The organism is Promicromonospora sp. CA-289599 (assembly GCF_050936155.1).
In the GTDB taxonomy this organism is placed as follows: Bacteria; Actinomycetota; Actinomycetes; order Actinomycetales; family Cellulomonadaceae; genus Promicromonospora.
Genome location: NZ_JBNJNI010000001.1, coordinates 4,073,363 through 4,088,929, shown reverse-complemented (window position 1 = coordinate 4,088,929; position 15,567 = coordinate 4,073,363). Strand labels below are relative to the sequence as shown.

Sequence of the window (15,567 nt, the reverse complement as noted above, 5' to 3'; positions counted from 1 at the left end):
TCGTGCCCCACCGAGACGAAGGATCAACCCATGAGTGTCGAAAAGACGTCCAGTCGAACCGCCAACCGCGGCCCAGGCACACCGCACCGCGCGAGCATCGCGCACAACGACGCCGACTACCAGCGCCTCGGCCTCGCCCGCGAGCAGGTCGCCACGTGGGAGGACGGCGCCCGGACCGACGGGCGTCGCGGCACCTACGAGTGGTGGTACTTCGACGCCCACCTGGACAACGGAGCCAAGCTCGTCGTTATCTTCATGACCAAGGACCTCTCCGCGCCGAAAAAGCCGCTCAGCCCGCAGATCCGGCTCAACCTCGACCTGCCCGACGGGCGCAGCTACGCCATCGTCAAGGACTTCCCAGCCGCCTCGTACTCCGCCTCGACCAAGGGCGCCGACGTGGTGATCGACGGCAACACGTTCGCCGGCGACCTGTCGCACTACGAAATCCACGCGGAGGTCGACGGCATCAAGGTGGACGTCACGCTCGACGCGCAAGTACGCCCCTGGCGCCCGCAGACCGGCTACCTGGTCTTCGGCGCCGAGCGGGACCTGGAGTTCTCCTGGCTGCCCTCCGTGCCCCAGGGATCCGTCCGCGGGAGCTACGAGGTCGAAAGCACCCGCACCGAGATCACCGGCATCGGCTACCACGACCACAACTGGGGCAACGTCGGGATGATGTCGATCATCCACGACTGGTACTGGGCACGCGGCCAGGCGGGACCGTACTCGGTGATCGCGTCGTACATCACGGCGCACGAGAAGTACGCGTACGAGCCCATCCCGATCTTCATGCTCGCCAAAGACGGCCAGATCGTCGCCGACGACGCCTCACTGGTGAACTTCGAGGCGACCGACATCCGCACGGACCCGAAGACGGGCAAGCCCGTCGCCACCCTGACCACGTACACCTACGACGACGGGACCGACCGGTACGTCGTCACCTTCACCAAGCACCGCGACCTGCTCGCGAACACCTTCCTGGAGCAGATGAGCGGTTGGCGCAAGGCCGCCGCCCGCCTGATCCGGTTCGACGGCGCCTACCTGCGGTTCGTCGGCGAGCTGCGCATCGAGCGGCAGTCGCCGGACGGGCACGTGCTGGAGACGCACACCGACGAGGCGATCTGGGAGCTCATGTACTTCGGCCACGCCCGCTAGACACCGTGGCCGGTCACACCTCCGCCGGACATCCCGCACCCATCACGCCTCGCCCCTAACCGAAAGTAGAACTTCGTGCTCATCGCACTCTGGATCATCAATGCCGTACTCGCCCTGGTCTTTCTCGCCAGCGGTCTGACCAAGGTCACGCGCACCTCGGACCGCCTGGTCGCTGCAGGCATGGGCTGGACCCAGGACAGTCCCAGCATCGCCGTCAAGCTGATCGGCATCGCCGAGATTCTCGGAGCGCTCGGTCTGGTACTCCCTTTGGTGACCGGCATCCAGATCTGGCTGGCACCGACCTCCGCCGCCGCCCTTGTCGTACTCATGGGCGGAGCCGTGGCGACTCACGTGCGACGCAAGGAGCGATTCCAGCAGCCGGCAATCCTGGGCCTGGTCGCGGCCGCCAGTACCGTCCTCGGGTCCCTGCACATCGCCTGATGGCACCGGGGCACTGGAGCCGCCTTCAGCCTGTCGGCCACGCTCCTCGACTTCCTGGCTGACGTCGACGCCACGGTAAGCCCCCGAGCCGACCCAAGGGCTTCGTCGACGTCCAGCGAACGGCGGCAGGTCCGAACGGCATCCTGATGGCCGGGTTCGCGAGAACGCAGACCAACCCCGCCTGGCCCCTGACCTGGAGTCCCGGTGCCGCGCCTACCTCGCCGCGCTCAACGAGCGCCGGCTCGACGGCCTCGTGGAGCACGTGCACGACGAGCTGACCTACAACGGTGAGCCGATGACGCGCCGGCAATACCAGGAGCTGATCGCCGCCGACCTCGCTGCGGCTCCGGACCTCGTCTACGACGCGCAGATCGTGGTCGCGGCGAACGACGTGGCCGGCGGCCAGGTGGCGTGCCGCTTGGTCTTCGACTGTGCGCCGCGGGACGAGTTCCTCGGCTTCCGGCCGGACGGCGCGCGGCTGCGGTTCGCCGAGCACGTCTTCTACCGCTACCAGGACGGCCGCATCGCGGCCGTCCGGTCGATGATCGACCGGACGGCCATCGCGGAACAGCTCTCCGGCCGGGACGTGAGCGCCTTGCTCGAACCAGGGTGAAGCACCAAACGGCAGAACGCACCGCCGTGCGCGGACGAGCGAACGTCCCTGGTCCCTCCCACCTGGCAAACGGGATCGAGTCGTCCAGACGAGGCTTCGACTACTCGGTGAGGAACTCGAGCCAGAGAGGCTAGTGGTCGCTCAGCCGCCAGGAGACTGGGACCTAGAAAGGTCGCGAACCGACAGACCAACGCCGAAGGATGCGATACGTGCGCCTATCTGGGCCGATCTCAGCCTCGGCTACAGCACCCGAATCCTCACCGTCTGTACTCCCCACGACCTTTACCGGCCCCATACACGCCACATCCCGGATGCAGGTCCCTTCCCCCGGGGCATGCGATGTGTCGAGCCGAGACGCCAAGGCCTGGCGGCGTCACTCGCTCGGGGGTGGCTCCTTGATCGTCCGGAGGTAGGTGATGCCGCCCTGGTTGACGCAATCTTCCGCGAGGCCGTAGACCTGCTGGTGCAGGTCCGTGACACCCTCGCCCACGACGATCGTGGCGGCCACTGGCGTGAAGCGAGCAAGAGGCGTCGAGTTCTCGTCGTAGGTGAAGCCATGCTGGTCGGTGGTCTGGATGACCATCGGGTCTGTCCCCCGGTACTCGACCCCGACCCGCACTTCGTACTCCCAGGCCCCGCCACGACGTTCGGCCACGGCCTCGATCAGGGCAACGAGATCCGAGACCGCAGCCTCGATCGACCGGGACAGCACCCGGCCGCCTGGCAACGACCCGTCCTCGGCAGTCATCGGCGGCCCGCCGACCGCGGACGCGAGCCCGACGGACCCATCGTGATGGATCGATGCCCAAGCCTGGCGGAATCGCTGTCGGTCGCTGGTCGCCTTGTTCGGTGCGATCCAGCGACGAAGGCCCGGCCGGGGGTTGTTCAACGAGACGCTCGCCAAGGGATGGATGCCGGTAGAGTCCGACCACCCCAGCGCCGCCGCCCGCTCGAAGGTCTCTCGCGCCTGCTCGCGAGTGGGTCGCGCCGCTGCAATGTCAGGGATTCTGGGGTGAGCCACCCCGATAAACCACGCACGCTCCTGAAGATCGTGACCAGCCGCTGTGTCGTCGTGGAGCTTGCCGAGTGCCTCCCCCGCATGGCGACGCTCGTCGAGCCGCGCCCGGTACATCGCCTCGATCTGCCGTTCCTTCATCCACACGGTGTCGGAGTCGTTGCGGATCGGAGCGCCGAAGAGGTCGTTCTTGTAGATGAGGTGCGGGCCGTCCACCGACGGCGGCACGACGACTACCACGGCACGCTCCCCTTCGACCCCGACGCGGTGGATCTCCAGTCCGAAGATCGGCGGCATGATCGCCGTGACCGCAGCACTGCGCAGCGCGCGCTCATGCCGCTCGGTGAGCTCGCCGACGTCCCGCCGACTGGTCGCAGCCTTCTGGACCTCGGACACCCCGAAGACGATCGTGCCACCGCCGCTGTTCGCCATTGCTGCGACGTCTTTCGGGAAGTCGCTGCTCAAGGATGCTCGTGCCGTCCGACCCTACTTTCACTGATGTCCGGCACTCCGTCACGCCTTGCGCCATGCCCGTGACTCGACTGGAGCACGAACAGGACACCCCGGGGCCACGCATGGGACTCCGGCCAGACATCACATGCGAACAGCGTGATGGGGCGTCAAAGTCGTGTCCTCTCGGTGTCCCTCCGGATCACCGGCAACGACCTCGAACAGCACAGTTGCCCCGCGCCAGGCAGGTCCCGCACGCGAACCACGCACTCCACGAGGTCCTGCAGTACTCGCCGTCATGGGATGGCGGGACCCAAGCCCGGCCAGGACGTCGAGGCCGGGCACGGAGCCATGGTCAACGAGCCAGGATGTGAAATCATGCGCGAGGCCCCACCCGCAACCAGCAAGCCCGGTGTTCCGACTACAGCTCACGCAAGCCGGCGAAGCGAGCCCGACGAGTTGGAAGCGCGCATCAGGAAGTTCGTTGACGACCGCCCCCACTTCTCGGCAGATCTCGTAATGGCGATCAATCGAGCACTGACCGCGCCGCCCGATCGTCCCTGAGCAGAGTGATGTGGGTCAGGACACCCGGTTGCGAGAGAAGGTTTGCAGCTCGCGACGGGGAGTTGAGCCAGACCTCCTCGATCGCCGGGTCGTCGAGGTAGGGCTGCAGCGGGCCGAACCCGCCGACGGCGTCGGTCACCGCCTGGGCCGTTGCCGCGGGGTCCGCGAGGGGCGGCACGACGCCGGCGCTCGCCCGGGTCGCGTAGTCGCCCACCGCGTCGGTGACGAGGCTCGACAGCCCCGCCCGGTCACCGATCGGATCCAGACCCCTGCGCCGCACCAGCTCGCGCACCTCGTGCTCGAGGATGCGCGCCCCCTCTTCGCCCATGGCCGACAACCCTAGGGCCAAATGTTCACCTTTGCAGGGCGCCCTGTGGATAACTTTCCCCGAAGCCCGGGGTTATCCACCGCATCCACAGGGTTGTCCACATACGCGCAGGTAAAGAGGGTTGTCCGCCATGCCCGAGATGAACTCGGGGTGGACGCGGGATGGCTATCGTCGACCCCATGAGCTCCCTCCATTCACCTGGCCGCGGCCGGGACCGCTGGCAGGACACCGCGAGCGCGGCGGGCCTCCTCGCCGACGACGGCACCGTCGCCGCGACGATCTTCGCCGAGATGTCGGCCCTTGCCGTCCGCACCGGCGCGATCAACCTCGGCCAGGGTTTCCCCGACGTCGACGGCCCTGAGTACGTCAAGCAGGCGGCGATCCGGGCGATCGAGGAGGGCCGTAACCAGTACGCGCCGGGCGACGGCGTGCCGGAGCTGCGCCGCGCGATCGCGGACCACCAGAAGCGGCACTACGGGCTGGACGTCGACCCCGACACCGAGGTGCTCGTGACCACCGGCGCCACGGAGGCCCTGGCCGCCACCATCCTGGCGCTGACCCGCGCCGGTGACGAGGTGCTCACGCTGGAGCCGTTCTACGACTCGCACGCGGCCTCGATCGGCATGTCCGGCGCCACGCACGTGACCGCTCCCCTGGTTCCAGGGCCGGACGGCTTCCGCCTCGACGTCGAGGCGCTGCGTGCGGCCGCCTCCCCTCGCCTGCGGATGATCGTGCTCAACTCCCCGCACAACCCGACCGGTGCGGTGCTCACCAGGGACGAGCTGGCCGCCGTCGCCGCGGTGGCTCAGGAACATGACGCGATAGTCGTGACCGACGAGGTCTACGAGCACCTCACGTTCGGCGCCGAGCACATCCCGATCGCCACGCTGCCGGGCATGGCCGAGCGGACGCTGACCATCTCGTCGTCGGGCAAGACGTTCTCGTTCACCGGCTGGAAGGTCGGCTGGCTGCACGGGCCCGCCGACCTGGTCACGGCCGTCCGGACGGTCAAGCAGTTCCTCACCTATACGTCCGGCGCGCCGTTCCAGCCCGCCATCGCCCAGGCCCTTGCCGACGACGACACCCCCAGCGACCTGGCCACGGCCCTCGCCGAACGCCGGGACCTGCTCTGCGCGGGACTGGAGGCGGCTGGTTTCACGGTGAACCGCCCGGCCGGCACGTACTTCGTGATGGCAGACGCGTCGAACCTGCTCGGTCGCCTCGGGCTGCGCGACGGCGTCGAGCTGTGCCGCCGGCTGCCCGAGCTCGCCGGCGTGGTGGCGATCCCGGCGGCGGCGTTCTGCCGCGCGGGCTCGCCGACGGCGAAGGCGCTCGCGTCGCACGTCAGATTTACCTTCGTCAAGAAGGAGTCCGTGCTGCGCGAGGCCGCGACCCGCCTGGCCGGACTGGGGGTCCCCCTGAGCTGACCGGCTACGCCAGGTCGGTCGGCCCGTCAGCCCGCGAGCAGCGAGACCGCCACGGCCAGCATGATCAGGGCGATCACGCCGTCGACCACGCGCCAGGCACCCGGGCGCTTCAGCACGGGCGCGAGCAGGCGCGCGCCATACCCGAGGCCGCAGAACCAGATGAGGCTCGACACCATCGCCCCCGCGGTGAAGAGCCAGCGGTCGTCGCCGTAGGTGGCCGCGACCGAACCCTGCAGCAGCACGGTGTCGAGGTAGACGTGCGGGTTGAGCCAGGTGAGCGCGAGCGTCGTGAGGACAACCGGCCGCAGGCGCCGGCCGGGGCTGTCGCCGAGTGCGCCGTCCTCGGCCGCCGCGAGCCTCGCGTCGCCGCGCAGGGCGCGCCAGGCGGCCATCGCCCCGTAGCCGAGCACGACGGCGGCGCCCAGCCAGCGCATCACCTCCACCGCGTCGGGCCACCGTTCGACCAGCGGCCCGAACCCCGCACCGCCCGCCGCGTAGAGCAGCGCGTCGGAGACCGCACAGATCGCCGCGACGACGGCCACGTGCTCGCGGCGCAGCCCCTGGCGCAGCACGAACGCGTTCTGGGCACCGATGGCGACGATGAGCGAGAGACCGAACCCGAGTCCGGCGAGCAGGGTGAGCATGGCTTCCACGCTAGGCAGCGCAGCCTCTGAAGACCAGTTCAGGTTTCTCACGCAACGTAAGCAGAACTGATGTTTGCGGCACACTGAGGACATGCGATGGGACTCCCGCCAGCTCGAAGCGCTGGCCGCCGTGGTGGCCGAGGGTTCGTTCGACGCGGCGGCGCGGGCGCTGCACGTGACGCCGTCCGCCGTCAGCCAGCGGATCCGTGCGCTGGAGAACGCGGCGGGCAGCGTGCTCGTGCGACGCGCCCGGCCGGTGGTCGCCACGACGTCCGGGCAGGCGCTCCTGCGCCTCGCCCGCCAGACGGAGCTGCTCGGCGCGGAGGTCGCGGCCGAGCTCGGCGCGGACGATCCGCGCGAGCACCCGGACAGCCAGGAGGCCGACGGCGGCACGCCCGGCCACTTCGTGACCGTGCCCCTCGCCGTCAGCGCCGACTCGCTGGCCACCTGGGTACCGCCCGCCCTGGCCCAGGTCGAGGGGGTCACGTTCGACCTGCACCGCGCGGACGACAGCCGTACCGCGGACCTGCTCCGCGAGGGCGTGGTCATGGCAGCGGTCACCTCCCAGACGGCTCAGGTCCAGGGGTGTCGCAGCACTCCTCTCGGCATCATGCGCTACCGGCCGGCCTGCACGCACGCCTTCGCGCGGCGCTGGTTCCCCCACGGCCCGACGCCGGAGGCCCTGGCCGCCGCACCGGTGATCGTCTTCGACCGGACGGACGATCTGCAGGACATGTTCCTGCGTGAACGGGCGCCCGGGGCCAGACCGCCGCGGCACCACGTGCCGAGCACCGTCGAGTACGAGGAGACGATCCACCTCGGCCTCGGCTGGGGCATGCTCCTGGACACGCCCTCCCTCGGCAGACGAGCCGCCGGAGACGACATCGCGCTGCTGGAGCCCGGCACGACGGTCGACGTCCCGCTCCGCCTGCAGCAGTGGAAGCTGCGCTCAACCGTGCTGGACAGGGTCACGGCAGCGCTGCGAAAAGAAGCAACACGCGAACTGCTGCCTGTGTGAAATCTGGACGTACCCCCATCATTAACCGTGATTCAGTCTTCTGCACTTCCGAATCATGAACCGGACATCCCGTGCCCGACTTCTTACCGTTCAGGCATGCTCTCCGCCCTCGCAGGCATGGCTTTCGGTCTATCGCTCATCGTCGCCGTCGGGGCGCAGAACATCTTCGTTCTCCGCCAGGGGCTGCGCCGTGAGCACGTCGGACTCGTGGCAGGCATCTGCGCCGTCAGCGACCTCTTGCTCATCTCGGCAGGGGTCGGCGGGCTGGGCTCCATGATCCAGAGCGCGCCGCACGTCGTCGAGATCGCGCGCTGGGCAGGCGCCCTCGTCGTCCTCGTCTACGGGGGCATGGCCGGGTACCGCGCCGTCAAGGGGCAGCGGGTGGTCATGGGCCGGCACAGCGTCACGGACCGGACAGTGGGTGCCGCCGTCGCCACGACGCTCGCCCTGACCTGGCTGAACCCCCACGTCTACCTCGACACCGTGGTGCTCGTGGGCGGGCTCGCCGCGACGCACGGCGACGACCGCTGGTGGTTCGGACTCGGCGCCTGCGTCGCCAGCACCGCCTGGTTCGTCGCGCTCGGCTACGGGGCGCGCTACCTCGCCCCGCTGCTGGAGAAGCCGGGCGCGTGGCGCGTCCTCGACAGCGTCATCGCGCTGACCATGGTGGTCGTGGCGGCGTCGCTCGTCCTCGGCGGGGCCTGAGCTTTCAGTCCCCGTCAGGCACAGACGCCGTCGAGCAGGACCTCGGGGCTCGGGCTGGGCTTCGGTGTCTCGGGCTTCGTAGCTCCGTCGGACGTGCCGGTCTCCTCGGACGATGTGTCACCGGTCTCGGTACCACCGGTCTCGGTACCACCGGTCTCGGTGCCCTCGTCGGTCTCGCCGGTTCCGGCGTCGCCGCCCTCCGTGCCGCCCTCGGTCCCACCGGCGCCCGCACTCGGCGAGCCGGACGGCTCCGCCTCGGGCAGCACCACGCTCTCGGGCGGGGTGTCCGCCGCCATGCGCTGGAAGATCTCGGCGGCCTCCGGACCCCAGCCGATCCCGCTGGCGGTCCCCTCGGTGGTGTCGTAGACCGGGATCTTGGTCATGACGATGTTGCGCTTGTTGATCTCCCGGAGCGACCAGGCGAGGCCCGCGACCTTGCCGGGGTCGGCGATGTCCGGGTCGGCGCTCAGCGAGCCGAGCGCCGCGTTGATCAGGCGAAAGGTCTTGGTCGGGTCGGCAAGCGTCTCGGCGGACAGGATCTGCCGCAGAGTGGCGTTGATGAACGCCTGCTGCCGCTCGATGCGGGTCAGGTCGCTGCCCATCTCGAGCCCCATGCCGGTGCCCTTGCGCACCCGGAGGAACTGGATGGCGGTCTTGCCGTCGAGCCGGTTCTCACCGGCGGGCAGATCGATCCGCGCCGACCGCGGGTCACCGTGCAGCGCCTCGGGCAGGCACATCTTGACACCACCGAGCGCGTCGACCACGTCGATCACGCCGTTCATCTTCACGACGGCGTGGTTGGTGACGGTCACGCCGGTGATCGCGTTGACGGTGTTGATCGTGCACGCCGCGGCGTGCTTGAGCGACGTGCTGCCGCTACCGACCTCGAACGAGGCGTTGAACTTGTCACGGTACGGCTGGCTCTGGCTACCGTCGGGCAGCTGGCAGGACGGGATGTCCACGAACGTGTCGCGTGGCAAGGACACGATCTCGATCCACTCCCGGTCCGCCGAGATGTGCACCAGCATGGTGGTGTCGGACCGCATGCCGCTCACGGTGCCGCCGATGTCGGCGTTGCTCCCGTCGCGGATGTCGGTACCCATGAGCAGCAGGTTGACCGGCTCGTCCTTGAACGGGTCCGACGGGTCCTTGGGCTTGACCTGCTCGGCCACCAGGCCGTCCAGGTCCTGGACCTCGATCTGCGAGATCGCGTTGTGGTACGCCGTCGCCGCCGCGGCGGACCCGAACGCCATCACCCCCACGAGGCTCATCGTGACGCCTCGGACCACGAACATCTTGCGCCAGCTACGCACGTGCCGGGGCTGGCGTTCGCCCGATCGAGCGTGCCGGGGTACCCCTTGGATAATCTCGCCGACAGGTCGGACTGCCGTCCAGAAGTCACTCGCCACGCCCCAGAGACTATGGCCTCGGTGCAACAATCGTGTAAATAACCCCTGCCCTTCCCAGGCAGGTTTCAGCCCATGACAAGGTGTCAGTCGGCGCAGACGCCGGGTAGCAGCGAGAGCGACGGAGAAGGGTCCGGCCGGTTCGACGGCGTCGTCGAAGTCCCTGAGCCGCCCTCCGAGCCACCTCCTGAGCTGCCTTCCTCGCTCGCGTCCGGTGCGGGCGTCTCGTGCCCCGGCGGCGGTTCGTCGGCAGCCAGACGCGCCCAGATCGCGGCGGCGTCCCCGGTCCAGACCACCCGGTTGGGATCCGTCGGGGCGGCAACGACAGGCAGCTCCGTGAACACGATGTCGGCCGGGTCGATGTCCCGGATGCTGAAGGCCAGTCCGGCCAGCGCCGCGGGGTCGGCCAGGCTCGGGTCGGCGGAGATCGCGCGGAGCACCGCCCGGATGGTGCGGTAGAGCTGCGGCGAGTTTGTCACGACGTTCTGGTCCAGGACCTGGCGTACGAGCGAGTCGACGAACGCCTGCTGCCGTGCGATCCGCGTGAGGTCGCTGCCCTGCTCCAGGCCGAGCCCGGTACCGTGCCGGGCGCGCAGGAAGCTGATGGCCTGGCGCCCGTCGAGGGTCTGCTCTCCGGCGGGCAGCTCGAAGCGCCCGTACGCCGGGTCCTGCACGAGCGGCTCGGGCAGGCACATGCGCACGCCGCCGAGCGCGTCGACGACGTCGACCACGCCGTCCATCTGCACGACCATGTGGTTGGTGACCGGAACGTCGGTGAGGCTCTGTACCGTGGAGATCGCGCAGGCCGCGGCGTACGTGAGGTCCTCCTCGGCGCCGCCGCCGATGGTGAACGCGCTGTTGAACATGCCGTACGAGGCGCCGGACTCGCTGCCGTCGGGCAGCTCGCAGGAGGGGATGTCGACCAGCGAGTCGCGCGGGATGGAGACGACCTCGATCCGCGACCGGTCCCCGGAGATATGGACGAGCATCGTGGTGTCCGACCGCATCCCGCCGTCGCCGGCACCGGCTATCTCCGTGTTCTCGCCGCCGCGCAGGTCGGTGCCGAGCAGGAGGATGTTGAGGCTGCGCCCGGTGAACGGGTCGTCGGGGTCCACGGGCTTCGGCGCCTCGACCAGATCGGAGACATCGCTGACGGCGATCTCGTCCTTGAGGTCCAGGTACACGGCCGCGCCGGCGGCGGCCACGAGAGTGACCGCACCGACGACGAAGAGCGTCACGGCTCGCGCGACGCGGTGACTGCGCTGGTTGCTGAGGTGCCGGGGCACACGCGGAGCATAGGCATGTACCCCGGCACGGGGCTCGTTAAGTGGCGGTGCTGCTCAGCGTGGTTGCTCAGCTCACCGCGGCGACGCCGAGGTCCGGGTTGTCGGTGAAGAAGCCGTCCAGACCCGCCCTCATGAAGACGCGGATCTCACCCACGAGGTCGCCGATCCCGTTCGGGTCGGTCGAGGAGCGGAACTCGGCGGACATGAACTGGTTCTCCCGCCGGAAGGTCCAGGTGTGCACCTCGAGCCCGACGCGGTGCGCGTCGCGGATCACGGCGCTCGGGGCGCCGAGCGTGCCGTCGGCCTTGCGCGGGATCAGCACGTTCTTCTCGGCGCCGATGCCGTCGGCGTAGGACGCGATCTCGCGCAGCCCGCTCCGGGTGACCATGTCCGCGTAGGTGCGCGGGTCGCCGTCGGCCACGAAGTCGTAGGGTGCGCCGCCGCTGCTGATGAGCTGGCCGAGGCGGACGTCGGTCATGTCGTCGAGGTCCTGCAGGTTACCCACCTCGAAGGACTGGATGATCACCGGGGCGTCGGCACGGTCGAAGCCGTTGCGGCGCAGCTCGCGGACGAGCGGCTCCTCCAGCGAGAGGCCGATCGAGTCGAAGTACGTCGGGTGCTTGGTCTCGGGGTAGACGCCGACGGGCGCGCCGTCGCAGGTGCGGCTGTTGCGGGCCAGGTCGAGAACCTCGTCGAGGGTCGGGACGAGATAGAGCCCGTCGAACGCGACGTTCTGCGGCCGGACCTGCGGCAGGCGCTCCTTGGCGCGCAGGGTGCGCAGCTCGGCGAGCGTGAAGTCCTCGGTGAACCAGCCGGTGATCGAGGCGCCGTCGATGGTCCTGGTGGTGCGACGGTCGGCGAACTCCGGGTGGTCGGCGACGTCGGTCGTGCCGCTGATCTCGTTCTCGTGCCGGGCGACGAGCACGCCGTCCTTGGTGGAGACGACGTCGGGCTCGATGTAGTCCGCGCACTGGTTGATGGCGGTCTCGTACGCGGCGAGCGTGTGCTCCGGCCGGTAGCCGGACGCCCCGCGGTGTCCGACGACGGTGACGCCGTCGTCGGACACGCGCTTCTTCTTGAGGTCGACGAGGGCCATCTCGGTGTCGTCCGGCGCGCCGGTGACGCGCGCGTCGTTGCCCGGGTAGTTGTTGTCGTTGCCGATCAGCAGCGTGTCGCGGTCCACGAACAGGACGGTCTCGAAAGACTGCACGGGCAGGCTGAAGGCCTCGCCGAGGCCGTAGCCCTCGCCCTTGTCGATGCCGCGCGGGTTCGCGATCCGCAGGGCGTCGACCACGAGCTCCTTCTTGACGAACCCGTCGCGGTCCTTCCGGCCCAGATCGATCTCGTACACGCGCTTGGTGACCGCCTGGTCGCCCTCGAAGTCGTCGCGCTCGATGAGCAGCATGGTGTCACGGCCGGTCGCGAACGCGTCGCCGATGACGTTGGCCTGCTGGTCGGTCTGGTACGCCCAGCGCTTGCCCGTGTACTCGCCATGGCGGGTGTCGAACTGGTAGATCCAGCGGCGGCGCGGGTCGGCGTCGTCGGCCAGGGCGCCCTCGACCACCGGGTAGAGGTAGCGGCCGCTGGCGGCCATCGCCTCGAAGCCGCGGCTGCTGGGGACGTTCGGCTGCTCACCGGGCTCCAGGTACGGGTTCCCGGGCGACCTGCCGTCCGGGAACTCGTACGGGGCCTCCAGCAGCGTGCCGTCCTCGTCGAAGTGCAGCAGGAACGGACCGAACTCCTCGCCCACCCAGAACGTGCCGTCCGCGGCCCGGACGAGGGACTCGATGTCGAAGTCGGCGCCCGTCAGTAGCCGCTCGTCGGTGTTCTCGTTGACGATGTCGAAGTCGAGGACGTCGTTGCGGTCGTTGTACTCGACGAAGTCGAGCACCTTGATCTCGCCCGAGCCCTTGCGACCGGTGTTCCACTGGGGGCGCACCAGGTAGTTGCGCAGCAGGAAGTCGGCGGAGTTGCCCTTGGCCCCGAAGCCGTTGTCCGGCTGGGCCCAGAACGTGCCGTCGTGGTTGTCGACCATCGCGGAGAAGCCGGGGATCACCTGGCCGTCCCAGGGGCCCTGTCGTCCGTTGCCGGGCGAGGCCGCGGCGCCCGACGGCGGGCCTTCGGCCAGGTAGTCGGCCGAGAGCGTGGCGCGACCGGCAAGGGTGGCGGCGAGGTGGGTGCCGCCGTGGTGCCCGGAGCTCGAACCGGGGCCCTGCTGGGGCGCTGCGACGGCGACGGCCGCGGGGAGCAGCAGCGAGGCGGCCGCGGCGGCGGCCACCGCGCGCGAGGCGCGGGTGCGCATGGGTGTACTCATGCGTGCGAGCCAAGACTGCGGAGCCGACGTCCTGGTGAATCCCGTCCGACCTCGGGATGAACAATCAGATCGGTGCGTGCCAGCCGCCCTTGCGGTACGCCGGGGTGGCCGAGGCCAGCACGACGAACGCGGCAAGGCCCGCGCCGAGCATCACCGAGGACATGGCGATGGTGTCGCTGCCGAGCAGGCCGACGATCGGCGACACGACGCCGGCGAGCAGCGACTGGATGGCGCCGATCATCGCCGCCGACGTCCCGGCGATCTCGCCGTGCCGGGACATGGCCAGGGCAGATGCGTTGGCCGGGATGAGGCCCTGGAACGCCAGCACCAGCCACAGGGCCACCAGCAGGCCGATCAGCCCGCCGAACTCCGTGATCGCGACCACGAGCAGGACCAGGGACATCACGAGCTGCGCCACCAGGGCCGTGCGGAGCAGGCGAATAGGGGCGACCCGCCGCACCAGCGCCGCGTTGACCTGCGCGGAGAGCACCAGGCCGAGCCCGTTGATCGCGAACAGGAGCGAGAACTGCCCGTGCGTCAGGCCGTATCCCTGCTGGAACACGAAGGGCGAGCCCACCACGTAGCTCAGGAGCGCGCCCATCGCGAGCCCGGGGATGAGCGCCAGTGCCATGAAGTGCTTGTCGCGGAGCAGCGTGCGATAGCCGCGCACCACCGACGACGCACCGCCGGTCGTGCGGCGGGCCACCGGGTTCGTCTCCGGCATCACGAAGAACACGATCACCGCGAGCGTGGCGCCGATCAGCGCGAGCACCACGAAGATCCAGCGCCACTCGAACGCCTCCAGGACGATCGAGCCCAGCGACGGCGCGAGCATCGGTGCCACGCCGATCACGAGCATGAGGCGCGACAGGATGCGGGCGGCCTCGGCGCCCACGAAGCGGTCCCGCACGGTCGCCATGGCCGCGACGCTCGCCGCCGAGTTGAAGAAGCCCTGCGCCAGGCGGAGCCCGATGAGCAGGTGGATGTCGTCCACGACGGCGCAGGCCAGCGAGACCAGGACGTGCATGCCGATGCCGATCATCAGCGGCAGACGACGGCCGAAGCGGTCGGTCAGCGGGCCGATGACCAGCTGGCCGAACGCACCACCGACGAGCATGCAGGAGACGGTGAGCTGGGCGAGCGCGTCGGAGGTACCGAGGTCGGAGGCGACCTGCGGCAGGGCGGGGAGGTACATGTCGACGGTGAGGGCGGGGAGGCACGCCAGCGCACCGAGCATGATCACCCACTTGAGGGCCGATCGAGACGACGGAGCGCGGCGCGCGGGCATGACTGAGGGCACGCCCGACGGCGCTTCGGATGGCATGGCCACCATTCTATCGAATCGATACGACCATGAACAGAGTGATCTCGATCTCCCGCCTCGCGCGCGCCTCGATCAACGAGCCCGCGAAGTGTCAGTGGCTCAGGGCATGCTGGTCCCATGTGCGGACGCTTCGCCTCTTTCACGGACACCCAGGACCTCGCTGACGAGCTCGCGATCGCCGAGCTCGCCGAGGACGCGCGGCTCTTGCCGCCGTCCTGGAACGTGGCGCCTACCGACCCGGTGCGGATAGTGGTCGAGCGCGCCGCCAAGGACTCGGCGGAGGCGACGCGGTCGATGCGGCTGGCGCGCTGGGGGCTCGTGCCGTCCTGGGCCAAGGATCCGGGCGTGGGCGCCCGCATGATCAACGCACGGTCCGAGTCCCTGCTCGACAAGCCGGCGTTCGCCAAGCCGTTCGCGGCTCGGCGCTGCCTCGTGCTCGCCGACGGCTACTACGAGTGGCGCAAGCTGGCGTCACTCACGGCGCCTGGTTCGAAGAAGGTGCCGAAGCAGCCGTACTGGATCCACCCCGCGGACGCCGGCGTGGCCGCCTTCGCCGGCCTGTACGAGTTCTGGCGCAACCCCGCGGCGAGCGAGACCGACCCGGACCGCTGGCTGGTGTCGACCACCGTCGTGACCCGGCCGGCCTCGGACGCCCTGGCGGCGATCCACGACCGCATGCCGCTCGTGCTGCCGCAGGACGCCTGGGACACGTGGCTGGACCCTGCCGTACGCGACGCGTCCGACCTGCTGCAGATCGACAACGCGCCACTGACCACGCGGCCGGTGGGTGAAGCCGTCGGGAAGGTGCAGAACAACGGGCCGTCGCTGATCGAGGTGGACCCCGAGCCGAGGGACCCGGAGCCGGTGCTGATCTGAT

14 protein-coding genes are annotated in these 15,567 nt (G+C 69.6%); 7 read left to right on the top strand and 7 right to left on the bottom strand.

Annotation, left to right across the window (positions count from 1 at the left end):
- Positions 1 to 30: 30 nt before the first annotated feature.
- The 3 genes from ACQEVI_RS18125 (at position 31) to ACQEVI_RS18115 (ending at position 2,209) form a co-directional block, all read left to right on the top strand.
- Positions 31 to 1,155, top strand: a complete 1,125-nt coding sequence (locus ACQEVI_RS18125; protein ID WP_432901307.1) for a lipocalin-like domain-containing protein — start codon at positions 31 to 33, stop codon at positions 1,153 to 1,155.
- A gap of 75 nt (positions 1,156 to 1,230) precedes the next feature.
- Complete coding sequence (locus ACQEVI_RS18120; RefSeq protein ID WP_432901305.1) at positions 1,231 to 1,596, top strand: DoxX family protein; 366 nt, start codon at positions 1,231 to 1,233, stop codon at positions 1,594 to 1,596.
- A gap of 181 nt (positions 1,597 to 1,777) precedes the next feature.
- Positions 1,778 to 2,209 (top strand): ester cyclase, encoded by a 432-nt coding sequence (locus ACQEVI_RS18115; protein WP_432905999.1) that lies wholly within the window; start codon positions 1,778 to 1,780, stop codon positions 2,207 to 2,209.
- A 373-nt stretch (positions 2,210 to 2,582) separates the two neighbouring features.
- On the opposite strand, the gene ACQEVI_RS18110 is transcribed toward ACQEVI_RS18115, so the two are convergent.
- Together ACQEVI_RS18110 and ACQEVI_RS18105 are read right to left on the bottom strand one after the other, a co-directional pair.
- Positions 2,583 to 3,689, bottom strand: coding sequence for an AlbA family DNA-binding domain-containing protein (locus ACQEVI_RS18110; RefSeq protein WP_432901303.1), 1,107 nt, complete (start codon positions 3,687 to 3,689; stop codon positions 2,583 to 2,585).
- A gap of 511 nt (positions 3,690 to 4,200) precedes the next feature.
- A complete protein-coding gene (locus ACQEVI_RS18105; protein ID WP_432901301.1) occupies positions 4,201 to 4,566 on the bottom strand; it encodes a hypothetical protein in 366 nt (121 codons plus the stop codon).
- A gap of 179 nt (positions 4,567 to 4,745) precedes the next feature.
- Between ACQEVI_RS18105 and ACQEVI_RS18100 the strand changes: the two genes are divergently transcribed.
- On the top strand, positions 4,746 to 5,993 hold the full coding sequence (locus tag ACQEVI_RS18100; protein WP_432901299.1) for an aminotransferase class I/II-fold pyridoxal phosphate-dependent enzyme: 1,248 nt from the start codon (positions 4,746 to 4,748) through the stop codon (positions 5,991 to 5,993).
- A 26-nt stretch (positions 5,994 to 6,019) separates the two neighbouring features.
- Here ACQEVI_RS18100 and ACQEVI_RS18095 read toward each other — a convergent pair whose 3' ends face one another.
- Positions 6,020 to 6,637, bottom strand: coding sequence for a LysE/ArgO family amino acid transporter (locus ACQEVI_RS18095; protein ID WP_432901297.1), 618 nt, complete (start codon positions 6,635 to 6,637; stop codon positions 6,020 to 6,022).
- Positions 6,638 to 6,728: 91 nt separating this feature from the next.
- On the opposite strand from ACQEVI_RS18095, the gene ACQEVI_RS18090 reads away from it, so the two are divergent.
- Both ACQEVI_RS18090 and ACQEVI_RS18085 read left to right on the top strand, forming a co-directional pair.
- Positions 6,729 to 7,655, top strand: coding sequence for a LysR family transcriptional regulator ArgP (locus ACQEVI_RS18090; RefSeq protein ID WP_432901295.1), 927 nt, complete (start codon positions 6,729 to 6,731; stop codon positions 7,653 to 7,655).
- 96 nt (positions 7,656 to 7,751) lie between these two features.
- The gene (locus tag ACQEVI_RS18085; RefSeq protein ID WP_432901293.1) at positions 7,752 to 8,360 is read left to right on the top strand and encodes a LysE/ArgO family amino acid transporter; all 609 of its coding nucleotides are present in this window, start codon (positions 7,752 to 7,754) and stop codon (positions 8,358 to 8,360) included.
- Between the two features lie 14 nt (positions 8,361 to 8,374).
- Here the strand turns inward: ACQEVI_RS18085 and ACQEVI_RS18080 are convergent, their stop codons facing one another.
- The 4 genes from ACQEVI_RS18080 to ACQEVI_RS18065 all read right to left on the bottom strand — a co-directional run bounded on the left by ACQEVI_RS18080 (position 8,375) and on the right by ACQEVI_RS18065 (position 14,690).
- Positions 8,375 to 9,631 (bottom strand): LCP family protein, encoded by a 1,257-nt coding sequence (locus ACQEVI_RS18080; RefSeq protein ID WP_432901291.1) that lies wholly within the window; start codon positions 9,629 to 9,631, stop codon positions 8,375 to 8,377.
- Between the two features lie 221 nt (positions 9,632 to 9,852).
- Positions 9,853 to 11,052 (bottom strand): LCP family protein, encoded by a 1,200-nt coding sequence (locus tag ACQEVI_RS18075; protein ID WP_432901289.1) that lies wholly within the window; start codon positions 11,050 to 11,052, stop codon positions 9,853 to 9,855.
- Positions 11,053 to 11,119: 67 nt separating this feature from the next.
- On the bottom strand, positions 11,120 to 13,366 hold the full coding sequence (locus ACQEVI_RS18070; protein ID WP_432901287.1) for an esterase-like activity of phytase family protein: 2,247 nt from the start codon (positions 13,364 to 13,366) through the stop codon (positions 11,120 to 11,122).
- A gap of 64 nt (positions 13,367 to 13,430) precedes the next feature.
- The gene (locus tag ACQEVI_RS18065; RefSeq protein ID WP_432901285.1) at positions 13,431 to 14,690 is read right to left on the bottom strand and encodes a multidrug effflux MFS transporter; all 1,260 of its coding nucleotides are present in this window, start codon (positions 14,688 to 14,690) and stop codon (positions 13,431 to 13,433) included.
- Between the two features lie 117 nt (positions 14,691 to 14,807).
- Here ACQEVI_RS18065 and ACQEVI_RS18060 point away from each other — a divergent pair, with 117 nt between their 5' ends.
- A complete protein-coding gene (locus ACQEVI_RS18060; protein ID WP_432901283.1) occupies positions 14,808 to 15,566 on the top strand; it encodes an SOS response-associated peptidase in 759 nt (252 codons plus the stop codon).
- Position 15,567: the final 1 nt, after the last annotated feature.